The following is a 13,086-nucleotide window of genomic DNA, read 5'->3' as shown; positions in this document are numbered from 1 at the left end:
CATGCTTAGAAAAAACTACTTTTTTATATACCAACAAAACCCTAGTCTGTTTACAAAGAGTTACAAAACAACGAATTACAAAACAAAAACATACTTTTTTTTTATTTACCATTCAACTAAAGCTGCTGTAAAAACGCCATTATCGATATTTTTTATCTTTATTTACTACCATTTTTCAAAGACAAAAAATAGCATTATACTAGTTAAACCCACTGGTTTTAAAAACCATTATAATTACTTTAAATCTAAAAAAACATCCACCCTTTAGCCATAAAAAAAGTCTGTTTTTTATCTAGTTGATTAACAAAACAAAAAGGTAAAATTCCCTTAGCCTACTTTACAGGATATTTTAACCTATGAAAATAGAATATTAATTTTAACAAAAAAAGTATCCCTTTTAACTCCCAATTACAAAGACATCAAGCAAACTATTAAAAACTCCCTATCCCAACTAAGTTAATTGTAAACAAACAGCAAACACCTAAAGTTTATGTTCAATTTGTCACACAAACACCCTATAAGAGATCTTGTGAAATTAACAGAATTTTTATTTAATTAGTTCTGTGTACCCCCTAGATGAAAGTCTCTACTTTAAAATACACTACCCTTTAAGTTTAGAGTAAAAAAAAAGCTAAATAAAGTCATGTTGAATTTTTAACTATAACTTTATTTAGCTGAATTTTAATATATAATCTAATTAGCAAAAGCTAATGATGTGTTTTTATAAAAGTAAATTTTTACTATAGGCTACTATTTTATTTTTTATTTATAAAGCGTTTTTTTAACAAGTAGATACGCGGGTCCACAATTTTTTATAGAAATTTTTAAATGCTCTTTTACTTTGAACATGCAATTGGTGATTCACCCTGAAATTCATTTCCTTGTGAGCCAAGGTAAAGGCATCTACTCCTTGTTGATCTGCATAGGCTTGTATCATGATAGAGTACTGATTAAAAGGCAAGAAAATACGATTTAAATTCTTAACCATTCTTTTCTTAGTTGGCCTTTTAAACTTAAGGCGATTAATATCAATTAAATGAAACACATATTTATTATCCAAGCCTTTAGTTACTAACATATTGGAAACATGAAGATCATAATGAAACACCCTGTTTTGATGAAGCTTAAAAATAAACTCCCCCATTGCTTTTAAAAACTCCGTGTTATTATCTTGTTGTAAACAAGTATTAACCTCTTGGTGTTCTTGGTAGGCACTAATGAAATACGAACGCTGTAAGCTAAAAGTGTCATACTCCTCTATATAGGCAACCGGAAAGGGAGAATTAATAGACAAACTCAATAGCTCTAAAGCATTTTCATAGGAACGTTGTGCTTTTGATTTTCTAAAAAATCGGTAAATAAATTTATTTGCCAAAGTTACTTTTTCAAAAGACTTGACAACATATTTATCCGATGATTTAGGTTCTGAAAAAATCTTCACCCTATTCCTATTGTCTTGAACTACAATACCGTTTTTGTCAAAATTCTGTATAGTTTCTATTATAAACTCCCGCAGATGTACATAATCTTTATGTATTTTAATTCTTCTTTTCATACTATCAATCTTTTAATACACTTAATGGGTGTACCACTACTATAATTAATAATCACTTATTTATTTAAACACCCCTTGTAGGGCAAGAGCCAAACCAAGTAAACAGGGCCTTGTAAAGGCTAAATCTATCATCTACAAAGACGCAATTCAAAATAAATAAACACCTTTAAAAAAATCTTAGAGATTTTTTTCACCTAGCAAATTTCGACATTTTTAGTCAAAGAGCAATTTCCTTTCTAGGCTCAATTATGTTCAAAATGTCGCTTTTTTAATTTATCTTTGCTATCTAAAAGATTTAAAAATGCAATCATCTGCCCTTAAAAGAATCACGCTACAGAATTTTACAAATAAATTTTACAAAAACACCATTCAAGAGATCCCTGGATTTGTGATCTCCACAAGCAATATTATTGACACAAAACAAAACCTAGATTCAAAACACCCTTTTATTTTGGAGGGATTCATGCTGATTTTTTATAAAAAAGGTAGTGGTAGTATTAAAGTGAATTTAAAACAATACCAAGTTAAACCAAATATGGTTTTACTTGCCCCGCGAAATTTCATATTACAAGCCGAGGATAAAAGTGAAGATTTACAAGCTGATTTTATTTTTTTTGATTTTGATTTTATTGCCGATATGAAACTTCACGCGCAACTCAGTGAAATTCCCAGAGCTATTCAACAACAAGCTGTTTTAGAACTTCAACCAGAGGAATTTCAAGAACTTTGCAGTATTCATGATTTAATTCTTTTACAATTCAAACACGCCGATCAGTACAAGGTTTGTATTATTAAAACCCTATTATATGCCATTGTATATAAGCTTTTACAGCATTACTCCATAAAAATCACAAAGAATATTAATCAACCCGAATCACGAGAACAACAAATTTACACCCAGTTTCTATCCCTTTTATTTAAACACTATAAAACCCAGCGATCCATTAATTTCTATGCTGAAAAGCTTCATCTTTCTCCTAAGTATTTTTCTAAAATGATTAAAAAAATAGAAGGTATTTCAGCCCTACAATGGATAGAGCAAATGGTTATTATGGGGGCTAAAGCAATGTTAAAAAACACCTCGTTGTCTATGATGGAAATCTCCGAGGAGCTTAGTTTTCCAAATCCTTCGTTTTTTGGAACCTATTTTAAAAAGCGTGTAGGAGTAACTCCCTTAGAATTTAGAAACAATGCAGATATAAACTGTGAATCCGCTTTTGGAAACGATTGTGAATTTACACAAAACACACACAAGTTAAAACCTCAAAAACCAAAAGACTAACCACAATAAGTAAATACTATAACAGATTGCCGTTTTATTTTAATTACATATGCAATTTGTTTATTAACTTCGCACCAAATTAATTTACCAATAAGGCCAATTAACTTAATAAAGCACAGTCTTTTAAATAAATAAAAAAAACATAGACTTTGAGAAAGAGTATCTTACTTATATTATTACTATCGTTTTTATACCAAAACACATCTAGCTTTTGGATAATAACTTGGTTTTATATAGATCGAGATTATATTGCTCAAAATGTTTGTGTCAACCGTTTTCAAGCGGATTCTACCTGTAAGGGAAGTTGTTATTTGAAAAGCGAATTAACCGCCGAATCAGACAAAAAACCCGACTTACCAAACTTGACTATAAAACAAACCCAACCTTTGTTTTACCAAAATATAACCTCACTTACAAGTGATAATCTCCCCAGCTACTTTAAGGTGATATATCCTAAGTATTTAGATGCCTTTTTTAAAGATAATTTGATTTTCGGGGTTTTTGAACCACCCGAGAATCTTGTTACTCCACTGCGTTTAATTTCCTAGTTCTATCAAGGCCTAAGCCTTTATAACAATGGATAATTTATTCAAACAAAAAGGTAAAACCACTCTATAGTATGCAAACAAATACTTTATCGGTATGCCATATAGGTTTGTTTGATAATTCGAAAGATTTTTGGATAGGTGATCTACAAGATATTAAAAGTAGATACCCGGTCTTAGAATCGGCCCATATACATACTTTTTACAGCATATTACTGGTAGAGAAAGCTACCGGTGAGGTAACTATTGACCATAAAAAAGTAGATGTAACTTGCAGCCAAGCAATTATTTTAAAACCTGATTGCATCCATAAAATACAGCTTGACCCAATTTCAAAGGGCCAAATAATATGCTTTACCAAAGAGTTTTTCTCTCTAAGATATAACACCAATGTACTTGGACAATTTTCATTTTTAAATCAAAATACGCCAATTCAAATTAAGTTATTAAAACAAGATTTTGATGTACTGCTACCGGTATGTAATCAAATCAAGCAAGAGTTAACCAACAAGCAAAAAAGCTATGTAAAAATGCTGCGCTCTTATTTGAATATTGTTTTAATTCATTTAGATAGAAACGCTACTCCTTGTAAAGCACCTATATTGGTAAGCCCTACTAAAGAAAAAGTACAGCAGTATCAAAAACTAATAGAAATACATTTTAAAACCCTAAAAAAACCTTCAGACTATGCAGACTTGCTTCATATAAGTACAAACTACTTAAATAAAATATGCAAAACAATCGTTGGCCAAACCTCCGGGAGTTTAATACAAAATCACGTTGTTTTACAGGCCCAACGTTTACTTAGTTACACTAGTTATTCCATTAATGAAATTGCAGATCAACTAGGCTATGAGCATACCTCTTATTTTGTAACCTTGTTTAAAAAAGCAACCAAGCAAACCCCTGAGGCATATCGAAAAGACCAATTACATCGATAAAAAATAATTATAAATTACCTTATTGTCATTTTTTTATTAAAAATGCTATTAATAAGCTTATTTACATGAAATTAACTACCATATTCTTATCGCTTTTTATGCTATTCAAACCCATGATTGTGGTTGTTGAATATGTGGTTTTATATGATTATATCACCCAGGAACTCTGTGTGAATAAACAACAAGAAGATTTACAATGTAATGGGAAATGCTATTTAAGTAAACAACTAACAAAAGCTTTTGATACAGAACAAACCGACAAAAAATCTGGTTTATCTTGGTCTTTAATAGGCCTATCTTTTGTTGAAAAAATTTGTGATTACAGCATTTTTACCCCTGTTACACCATATGGATTTAAAGTCTTTATTTATCCAAAAAACAACTACTTCCTTTATATATATAACTCTTTGTTTAGACCACCTGTCTAGAGTTGTTTATTTTTCCTTTTTATAAGTATCCTATTTCTTTGTAACCTTAACAAGGTTTACTTACTTGGTTTGTAAAAACACAACCAAGAGGTTTTTAGTGCCTCTAGTTTTTACTTACCTAAACCACCTGTATACAACCAAGAGCTGCTTTTGATTTATTTTTTTAGGCCAAAAGTCTGCGTAAAGCATTGGTGGTAGAGGATTCTATACAACAATTTTACACGTACTGATTTTCAATTCTACTTTTGATTTAAACCATGAGAATAATACCTTATTTGCTAGCTGCTTTACTTTTGTTTACAGCCTGCACATTGGATAAAGCCAATTATGATTCTGATACAAATATACAAGACCCAACACAAGAGGTTTTTAAAACTGCTTACCGTTTTAATACCGGTCCATACACAATTGATATTCAAACAATCAATGCTACTTTTCACAAAGGCTACAACCCTATAGTGGTGAAAATTACAGACCAAAACACCAAACAACCCGTAAGGTTAGACAAAGTAACCTTACTTCCTTTTTATCAAACTCAAAGCCAAGATTTAGATTCATGCCCGAATCAGTTTGAATTAACCCCCGATCAAACTCCAGGTGTTTACAATGGATTTAGTGTCTTTACCCATACAAGTGAGACAACAAATTGGCAATTACTCTTTGGCTTAACACACCAAGATAAATCTTTTATGCACCAAGTTGCTATACAGGTTTACAAACAAAGCAACCTTAATTTAAATATGACCAGTTTCACCGGGGTTGATAACCAAGATTATCTTCTGGCTTTGGTTAGTCCAAGAAAGCCTACGATTTCAAAAAACCCACTAAAGGCAGTTTTGTATAAAAAAGATAAAAGTGTTTTAAAACACATCGATGCTATTTTTGATTTATCTAAAAGCTATCAAAGACTCGATGATCATAAATTATTATTGGATCCACGCATGCCTGAGGCATCTATGGGGAATCACTCCTCCCCTAACAATATAGACTTAAGCCAACAAAGCGATGGGTACTACCACGGGATTGTTAATTATACCATGAGCGGCAATTGGACGTTGAATTTTATTTTAAAATCTCCTACCAATCAAACCCTTAAAGGCACCATTGTACCTAGTGATTTTACCCCAGGGGTACCCGGGGTGAAAAGTGATTTACATATTGATATTTTATTTTAAAATTATAATGAAAAAAATTCTATTCCTTTTATTGTCTTTTTTGTCTTTTATTGGTGTTTTTGCTCAGCACTCTGTTTTGTTAAACGACACCACCTCAACGCAATTACAACAGATTAACCTAGTGGTTAAAAAGCAAAAAGAACTACAAGGCTCATATAAGAAAAATGCTACAATAGATGAAATACTGGCCGATTCACCCCAAATTAGCTTTATAAAAAAAGGTGCCTATGCTTTTGAACCCCTATTAAATAATATGAGTAGCGAACGCTCAAGTATAACCATTGATGGTATGCACATCTTTGGAGCTTGTGTGGATAAAATGGATCCGGTGAGCTCGTATTTGGAAACCAATAATATATCTTCTATTGAAATAAACTCTGGACAAAAAGGCAATAGTAATGGACCTACTTTAGCCGGAAATATAGACTTTAAAACAAGTAGTTTAACCTTCTATGATTTAAATACATGGAATGCAACTTATCAAACTGGCTTTGAATTCAACAACAAGCAATACTATAACCTAGCCCAAATTAGTTTCGGCTCGAAAAGATTTGCTATTTCAGGGAGTTTTTCTTATCGAAAAGCCGATAATTACACAGACGGAAATAATAAAGAATTACAGCATTCACAATACAAAAAACTCAACGCTTCTTTAAAAGTTGCCTATAAAACTTCCCCGGGATCTAAATTGCAATTTGAAACTATCTTTGATCAGGCCAAAGATGTAGGTTTTGCTGCCCTACCCATGGATCTGTGGCTTTCAAGAGCGATGATAAACGCTCTGAATTATGATGTAGAATTTGAAAATAGATTTATTGACACCTGGCAAAACAAACTGTATTTTAATGCTGTGGAGCATTATATGGATGATACCAAAAGGCCTGAGAATTTAGTGCATATGGACATGCCAGGTTGGAGCACAACCTATGGGTTGTTATCCGCGGCTAAGTTCAATAAAAACAACTACTACTTAGATTTACAACTAAATGCCTACCAGAATTTATCCATTGCCGAGATGCATATGTATCCTCTTGATAGTTCAAAACCAACAATGTTTGCCTATAGCTGGCCTTATGTAACTACAAAATACGCCGGAGTATCCCTTAACAACACCTTAGAACTAACTACCCATAGCCAACTTAATCTAGGGGCAAGCTTGGGTGTACATTATAATTACTCTAAGTATTCGGAGTTTAATAAAATATTCTACCCTGAATCCTCTAATCAAAAAACAAGATTCCTACCTAGTATACAAACAAGCTATACCCAAAATTTCAAGGACTTTTCTTTAGAATTAGGCACAGGTTATGCCCATCGGGCACCATCGGTATCCGAAGGATATGGATATTATATCTATAATAGTTATGATAGATATGATTATATAGGAAATCCGGATTTGAAAAATGAAATATCCTATGAGCTTAATTTTGGTGTAACCTATAAGAGTTCGAAAGCAATGTTACAAACCAAGGTTAATTACTTTCATATCCAAAATTACATCGTGGGAGAAATACTTTCTTTAGGTAGTCCGATGAACTATCAAAGTGTCGGGGTTAAAGGGTATACTTCTTTAAAGTACGCCACGATCTTTAATATCTCCTTTACAGCAGATTATAAGATTCTCGCAAATTTAAACTGGCGCACAACTCTACTCTACGCAAGAGCAAAAGATAACAAAGGGGTTAATCTACCTTTTATAAGACCATTACACTTTAATTCAGCTTTACAATATCACTACAAAACCTTGGTGGTAAAAGCCGGCGTAAACTCCGATGCAAGACAAAAGGACTTTAGTCCAACCTATGGCGAGAATCAAGCAAGTGGATACGTTTTGTTTGATGCCTCTATGGATTATGGTTTTTATCTATCGAATTACAAATTAACCTTAGAGGTAGGTGTAGAGAATCTGTTTAATAAATACTACACAACATATGCCGATTGGGGCAATATACCAAGAATGGGGAGAAATGTATTTACCTCTTTAAAATTTGTTTTATAAAATCAATTAATATTTATACCTATGAAAAACTTTAAAAAGTATTTTGGATTAACTGCTATTTTATTAGCAATGGCTTCTTGTTCAAGTGACGATAATCAAAGCGTTATGCCAAATGATATTGTACTGGAGTTTGAAAACACATTTAAACAACAACCTCTTGTTTTATCTCAAAGTGCAAACTCACCAGGAACTATTAACATTTCTGAAAAAGGACAATCACACCATTTTAAAGAATTAAAATACGTTATTAGTAATATCCGATTAGTAGATGATAAAGGCCAGGAATTTGCGTATTATACAAACAATCTAGACAAGGGAGCCTTTGTAATTGACCAAAGCCAAGAGGCTAGTTTGAAAAACATACTGCAAAACATCCCCGTTAATACCTACATCCAAATAAAATTTGGCTTAGGAGTAAAACATGAATTAAATACCTTAGATGAGTTAAGGTTCCCTGAATTTTATAAAAAAGCAGGAGCCAATGATACCCAAATGATGTGGGAATGGGGAACCGGTTATAGATTTACAAAAATAGAAGGTTATTACCAAGAACAAAACAGTGAGCTTTCTATTCACACGGGAAGCACTCTGGATAAGGATCAAGATGAACAATTAATTCAAGGAGTTGATGCCTACCGCGATGTAATTTTGAATTTACCTGTAAAAAACCTTGGTCAAAACCAGTTATCTAAAATAAAAATCCAAGCAGATTTAGATAAATTACTTAGTGGTAAAACACATTCAATAGAACTTAAATCAGGAAACGGTCCACAGGACAATGCTACACCTAATGTACATTCTGCGGTTCAAATGATGAAATTCGTTGATAATATTGCAGGTGATCAAAGTCTTGATAACCCAGGTATGTTTAGTGTAATTGAGCTTAAGTAGGCTTTTTTATATATGTTCTACGACCATTATTTTTATAATGGTTGTAGAGCTTAAAACCAAAGCTTTTTGTTTTTATAATTTTTTTTCCCATGTCCAAATTCCATTTTCTAAAGTTTTTTGTTGTTCTACTGGTTTTAAACTCGTGTACAAGTCCAAGTTATGAGCCTATTGTTTATCAAAATCCATTAATAGATTTGGATATTCCAATAGATTTCCCCCCAATAAATAGCGCAGCTAGTCAAAACATGCCTACAAAGTATGGAGTAGAACTTGGTAAAAAACTTTTTTTTGACACTAGATTAAGTAAAGACAATACGGTTTCATGTGCCAGTTGTCATCAACAAAAGTTTGCCTATAGCGATAATCTACCCCAAGCAAAAGGTGTTAAGGGGCGTATTGGACTTCGAAATACCCCCAGTATACAAAACTTACTATTTTCCACCCATTACAATTGGGATGGAAGTAAACAATCTTTGATCACCCAAGCCATCGTACCTATTATAACACCAGAGGAAATGGATTCTAGCATTTTACAGGTAATCGATAAGATTAAAAATGACCCTAGTTATCAAAATCTCTTTAAAAAAGCCTTTAAAGATGCTCAAATAACTCCCCAGAACATTTATAAGAGTTTGGCTCAATATCAATATAGCTTAATATCCGCAAATAGCCTTTATGATAAGGTTATTAACAAACAAGCCGAATTCACCCCTTTACAGGCTAAAGGACAAGAAGTCTTCACACACAAATGCAGTATGTGTCATACCCCAGGACTATTTACAGATCAAAGCTTTAGGAATATTGGCTTTCCTATTAACCCAAACACCAATGAGGCTGGAAGAGCCCGAGTAACCGGAGAGTTAAAGGATTATATGAGCTTTAAAGTACCCACTCTTAGAAACATTGTTTTGACAGCACCCTATGGAAGCTTTGGCCAATTTGAAACCCTAGAACAACTATTAGACTACTTAAGTAACGGGGTATTACCCATGGAAAACTTGGACCCTATATTAAAACAAAATGGCAATCGCATTGCTTTGAGTGAACAAGAAAAACAGGCTCTAATTGAATTCATGTCCACATTAACAGACCTAGATTTTATAAACCAAACCCATTAAAAATCTATAACATCACTACTAACTATCTTTGCTAGAAATCTGATCTGTAAGTAGGTCAATAAAATCACTAATAAATCGATCTCTTGTTTGTTCAGATAATAAATCAATCGAGAGAAAAGGATTCAAATCCTCTAGTTCTACTAATAAAAGCTCACCTTGTTTTGTGCGACAAGCATCAACACGAGTAATTCCCGCTTTGATATTGTTCCATTTTATAAACTCTAAGGCAAAACTCAAATCACTTTCACTGGGAGTGTATTGTTTAAGCTCCCAACGCTTTTGTTTATCTGGTGCATATAAAGCATAGGCAAACGCGTTGTTTAAAAAATAAAACGATACTTCGTACTGGAAATCTATATATGGTTGAATAAGCTTATCCACTGGATTTAATTCAAATAGTTCTTCTTTAGTTAAAAACTCTAATCCAATGGAATCCGCACCATTTTTTAATTTTACTACGTATTTTTGAAAATCGCCAATACGCTCTATTTCCTTTATACTTTCTATGGTTGGAATCACCTGATACCCCAAAAGAGTTAAATCTAGTAAATACTGCTTGCCCTTTATATCAGCTTTACCATCAAAAGAATTAGAAGTTAAGATATTGTGTTGTTTGACCCGCTCGACAAATAAATCAAAATAACTCTGGTAGTTTAACACCGAACCAGTATTTCTAAATACAATCAAATCAGCAAGATCTAAGTAAGAAATGGCCTGTTGGGGATGGGCAATAAGAATATTAAAGTGATCTTTTAATTTACCGGTAATATATAAGTCTTCTTTATAATATTCACGGCCATTGGCCTTGTAATACAAGTCGGTTAAATACAATATAGTTTTCATAATTATTGGTTAATGGGTTAATGGGTAGTTATTTTAAACAAAAGAAGATTTAAAATTAATCTTTTCAATAAGCCAAGACTAAAGTTCTTATAAAATCTAAGGCTCTTTGATTTTACAAAACTAAAAAAAAATAAAAAAGTTTAGGAGTGGTTCTATACAATTAAAACTACTTAAAAATATTCTACTTATTTTTAAAATTTTAAAAAAATAATATAAACACTTTTTTAATTAACTCAAAAGGGCCTTTATCACAAATAATGCCTAAAATCGTGACATATAGAAATCTCTTTTCATGAATCAATCTACTGTTAATCAGACAGTAGATAAGATTTTCAAATCTAAGAGAGGAGATTTTTTTTGTCGCTACTGATTATATAAAATATGACACAGCTCACAATATTCGACAAGTACTATCTGGTTTAGAAAAAGAAAAACTTCCTGAACGATTAGCCCATGGTATTTATCTTCATACAAATGAATCATATCTGCAAAATATAATTGGCAAGATTTTTATAAAGCCAGTTCCCTATATTTTTAATTTACCTGTTTGTCAATAAATTGGACTGTAGTTATTGTATTAAAGTAGGCTTGAAAAACCAATCTATTATAACAGACATAAAAACTATTATAGCCCAATCTAAATAAAGGGCTATAGGTGCTTTTGACCACCAGCGGATCCTAATGTATTGGGATATTGGCAAACGTATTTTTCAAGAACAGCAGCAAGGCAAAGACAGGGGTGGATTTCGGAAAATATCTTACAGAGTATATTGCCAAAGAATTAAAACCCGAATATGATAACGGATACTTAAAAGAAGAAAATTGAGTTATTTTGTCAATTATACCGTAGATTTTACACTGTGCATGCACTGTATGCACAATTGAGCTGGAGCCAATATAAATTACTCATAAGGCTTGAAAGCCAAGATAAAATTGACTTTTGTATTGCCGAAATCCTAAAGAATAACTGGACGGTATGTCAATATAGAAAGACAGATTTACAGCAGTCTATACAAACGTCTTTTGTTAGCAATGATAAAGAAAGTGTATGGATTGTTTTTAAAAAAAGAAAAACAACCCTCTGATATCAAAGAGATTATTAAAGACCCAATGTATGTGAAGTTTTTAGCATTGAAAACAGAAGGTTTGTACTACCAAAGAGATTGGGAATATGCTATTATCAAATATTTACAAGAGTTTTTATTGGAGTTGGGCAAAGGATTTTTTTTCGTAATAAGGCAGAAAAAAACAAATCTTAACGGCGATGAATTCTTTGTAAACTTGGTGTTTTTCAACCCATTACTACAATACTTTGTCATCATTGAAATCAAAACGATCAAACTACAACAACAGCACATTGGGGCAGTTATAAATGTATGTGAACTATTATAACACAATGGAAAAACTACCTTAAAAAAAGCCGACAATTGGTATTTTACTTTGCGCCAATAAAAATGATATGTTTGCAAAATTCACATTACCCGAGCAACAAAAGCAAATCATTGCAAGTCAATACAAATTGTACCTACCAACGCAAAAGCAGTTGTTGGAGCAAGTAAAAAAGGAATTGGAAAGTTTTAAAAGCAATACACTAATTTACATTTCTTATAGGATAAAATTAATTTTATGACAAAGTTTACGGTACAGTGTCATAAATAAGCATAGATAGTAAGTTTATCTTCTGCGATGACCTGAACAATACGAGAAAGTATCTTATGATGCTCAGGATCTATATACACCGATTTCCCATGACGTGCTGTGCTTTTGACATCTTTAAAAAGAGTTCTTCATAATTCGTTGAATCGCATTCTTTAGTAGAGTCCTGTTCTTTTTTTTACCCGATTTTGTTTCTTTGGTCCATCCACAGTATCTTCCTCTTCATCTCTTATACCAGTAGCATTGAGTTCAGCCTCTGTAAATCCATTAGGTTTTAGTCCATCCACCATTAGTGCCATCATGGCGTCCTCATCAATAGCACGTTTCTTTTTAAATTCTTCGTTCATAACTTCTCGTTTTTTATCTGTTTATAATTCTGTCTTTTTATCTATGCTGTTAGTTAAATCTTATGTTGTCCTTTTAGTTTGCCAGACATCAAACCGTGTAAAGATTTTATCAACAGTCTATTTGTGTGTTTATTCGTTGGGAGCTATGTAAAGTCATAGCTACGATATTGTGTTTGTCCAACCAAAACATTGCTTAGACAAATAACTAGATATATAGATTCACTATTTAAAAACAGGTTTTTTATGAGTTTATTTGGCGTTTACTAATAGGTGAATAAACAGTATTCATATTATAAAAAACATATT

The 13,086-nt window shown here is 32.2% G+C and carries 16 protein-coding genes; 12 read left to right on the top strand and 4 right to left on the bottom strand.

Features of this window, described 5'->3' with window-relative positions; genetic code table 11:
• Nucleotides 1-781 precede the first annotated feature (781 nt).
• Nucleotides 782-1,555 carry a lipopolysaccharide kinase InaA family protein gene (locus tag ACYSNV_RS04100; protein ID WP_461761292.1) on the bottom strand — a complete coding sequence of 258 codons (774 nt, stop codon included), beginning with the start codon at nucleotides 1,553-1,555 and terminating at the stop codon, nucleotides 782-784.
• Nucleotides 1,556-1,856: 301 nt separating this feature from the next.
• Between ACYSNV_RS04100 and ACYSNV_RS04095 the strand changes: the two genes are divergently transcribed.
• From ACYSNV_RS04095 to ACYSNV_RS04060, 8 genes are all read left to right on the top strand, one after another.
• Nucleotides 1,857-2,837: an AraC family transcriptional regulator gene (locus ACYSNV_RS04095; protein WP_461761291.1), complete on the top strand. Its 981-nt coding sequence runs from the start codon at nucleotides 1,857-1,859 to the stop codon at nucleotides 2,835-2,837.
• Between the two features lie 149 nt (nucleotides 2,838-2,986).
• Nucleotides 2,987-3,385: a hypothetical protein gene (locus ACYSNV_RS04090; RefSeq protein WP_461761290.1), complete on the top strand. Its 399-nt coding sequence runs from the start codon at nucleotides 2,987-2,989 to the stop codon at nucleotides 3,383-3,385.
• A 71-nt stretch (nucleotides 3,386-3,456) separates the two neighbouring features.
• On the top strand, nucleotides 3,457-4,323 hold the full coding sequence (locus ACYSNV_RS04085; protein WP_461761289.1) for an AraC family transcriptional regulator: 867 nt from the start codon (nucleotides 3,457-3,459) through the stop codon (nucleotides 4,321-4,323).
• A 65-nt stretch (nucleotides 4,324-4,388) separates the two neighbouring features.
• Nucleotides 4,389-4,751, top strand: coding sequence for a hypothetical protein (locus ACYSNV_RS04080; protein WP_461761288.1), 363 nt, complete (start codon nucleotides 4,389-4,391; stop codon nucleotides 4,749-4,751).
• A 257-nt stretch (nucleotides 4,752-5,008) separates the two neighbouring features.
• A complete protein-coding gene (locus ACYSNV_RS04075) occupies nucleotides 5,009-5,926 on the top strand; it encodes a hypothetical protein (RefSeq protein WP_461761287.1) in 918 nt (305 codons plus the stop codon).
• 7 nt (nucleotides 5,927-5,933) lie between these two features.
• A complete protein-coding gene (locus ACYSNV_RS04070) occupies nucleotides 5,934-7,925 on the top strand; it encodes a TonB-dependent receptor plug domain-containing protein (protein ID WP_461761286.1) in 1,992 nt (663 codons plus the stop codon).
• Between the two features lie 21 nt (nucleotides 7,926-7,946).
• On the top strand, nucleotides 7,947-8,816 hold the full coding sequence (locus tag ACYSNV_RS04065; RefSeq protein WP_461761285.1) for an MbnP family protein: 870 nt from the start codon (nucleotides 7,947-7,949) through the stop codon (nucleotides 8,814-8,816).
• An 89-nt stretch (nucleotides 8,817-8,905) separates the two neighbouring features.
• Nucleotides 8,906-9,934, top strand: a complete 1,029-nt coding sequence (locus ACYSNV_RS04060) for a cytochrome-c peroxidase (RefSeq protein WP_461761284.1) — start codon at nucleotides 8,906-8,908, stop codon at nucleotides 9,932-9,934.
• An 18-nt stretch (nucleotides 9,935-9,952) separates the two neighbouring features.
• Here the strand turns inward: ACYSNV_RS04060 and ACYSNV_RS04055 are convergent, their stop codons facing one another.
• Nucleotides 9,953-10,777 carry a hypothetical protein gene (locus tag ACYSNV_RS04055; RefSeq protein ID WP_461761283.1) on the bottom strand — a complete coding sequence of 275 codons (825 nt, stop codon included), beginning with the start codon at nucleotides 10,775-10,777 and terminating at the stop codon, nucleotides 9,953-9,955.
• 323 nt (nucleotides 10,778-11,100) lie between these two features.
• Between ACYSNV_RS04055 and ACYSNV_RS04050 the strand changes: the two genes are divergently transcribed.
• From ACYSNV_RS04050 to ACYSNV_RS04035, 4 genes are all read left to right on the top strand, one after another.
• Nucleotides 11,101-11,334, top strand: a complete 234-nt coding sequence (locus tag ACYSNV_RS04050) for a DUF6088 family protein (protein ID WP_461761463.1) — start codon at nucleotides 11,101-11,103, stop codon at nucleotides 11,332-11,334.
• A gap of 137 nt (nucleotides 11,335-11,471) precedes the next feature.
• On the top strand, nucleotides 11,472-11,603 hold the full coding sequence (locus ACYSNV_RS04045; RefSeq protein WP_461761282.1) for a hypothetical protein: 132 nt from the start codon (nucleotides 11,472-11,474) through the stop codon (nucleotides 11,601-11,603).
• A 206-nt stretch (nucleotides 11,604-11,809) separates the two neighbouring features.
• Nucleotides 11,810-12,169, top strand: a complete 360-nt coding sequence (locus ACYSNV_RS04040; RefSeq protein WP_461761281.1) for a PDDEXK nuclease domain-containing protein — start codon at nucleotides 11,810-11,812, stop codon at nucleotides 12,167-12,169.
• 67 nt (nucleotides 12,170-12,236) lie between these two features.
• Complete coding sequence (locus ACYSNV_RS04035) at nucleotides 12,237-12,407, top strand: hypothetical protein (RefSeq protein WP_461761280.1); 171 nt, start codon at nucleotides 12,237-12,239, stop codon at nucleotides 12,405-12,407.
• 19 nt (nucleotides 12,408-12,426) lie between these two features.
• Here ACYSNV_RS04035 and ACYSNV_RS04030 read toward each other — a convergent pair whose 3' ends face one another.
• A complete protein-coding gene (locus ACYSNV_RS04030; protein ID WP_461761279.1) occupies nucleotides 12,427-12,516 on the bottom strand; it encodes a hypothetical protein in 90 nt (29 codons plus the stop codon).
• A gap of 72 nt (nucleotides 12,517-12,588) precedes the next feature.
• A complete protein-coding gene (locus ACYSNV_RS04025; RefSeq protein ID WP_461761278.1) occupies nucleotides 12,589-12,780 on the bottom strand; it encodes a hypothetical protein in 192 nt (63 codons plus the stop codon).
• Between the last annotated feature and the right edge of the window lie 306 nt (nucleotides 12,781-13,086).

It is taken from the genome of Myroides sp. LJL119 (genome assembly GCF_054871605.1).
The sequence above is the reverse complement of the archived record's forward strand: the minus strand, read 5'-3'. Positions and strand labels throughout refer to the sequence as shown.

Coding starts and splice junctions, on each gene's coding strand:
- ACYSNV_RS04100 (WP_461761292.1), bottom strand. CDS start 1,555: ATGAAAAGAAGAATTAAAATACATAAAGATTATGTACATCTGCGGGAG.
- ACYSNV_RS04095 (WP_461761291.1), top strand. CDS start 1,857: ATGCAATCATCTGCCCTTAAAAGAATCACGCTACAGAATTTTACAAAT.
- ACYSNV_RS04085 (WP_461761289.1), top strand. CDS start 3,457: ATGCAAACAAATACTTTATCGGTATGCCATATAGGTTTGTTTGATAAT.
- ACYSNV_RS04080 (WP_461761288.1), top strand. CDS start 4,389: ATGAAATTAACTACCATATTCTTATCGCTTTTTATGCTATTCAAACCC.
- ACYSNV_RS04075 (WP_461761287.1), top strand. CDS start 5,009: ATGAGAATAATACCTTATTTGCTAGCTGCTTTACTTTTGTTTACAGCC.
- ACYSNV_RS04070 (WP_461761286.1), top strand. CDS start 5,934: ATGAAAAAAATTCTATTCCTTTTATTGTCTTTTTTGTCTTTTATTGGT.
- ACYSNV_RS04065 (WP_461761285.1), top strand. CDS start 7,947: ATGAAAAACTTTAAAAAGTATTTTGGATTAACTGCTATTTTATTAGCA.
- ACYSNV_RS04060 (WP_461761284.1), top strand. CDS start 8,906: ATGTCCAAATTCCATTTTCTAAAGTTTTTTGTTGTTCTACTGGTTTTA.
- ACYSNV_RS04055 (WP_461761283.1), bottom strand. CDS start 10,777: ATGAAAACTATATTGTATTTAACCGACTTGTATTACAAGGCCAATGGC.
- ACYSNV_RS04040 (WP_461761281.1), top strand. CDS start 11,810: ATGATAAAGAAAGTGTATGGATTGTTTTTAAAAAAAGAAAAACAACCC.
- ACYSNV_RS04035 (WP_461761280.1), top strand. CDS start 12,237: ATGTTTGCAAAATTCACATTACCCGAGCAACAAAAGCAAATCATTGCA.
- ACYSNV_RS04025 (WP_461761278.1), bottom strand. CDS start 12,780: ATGAACGAAGAATTTAAAAAGAAACGTGCTATTGATGAGGACGCCATG.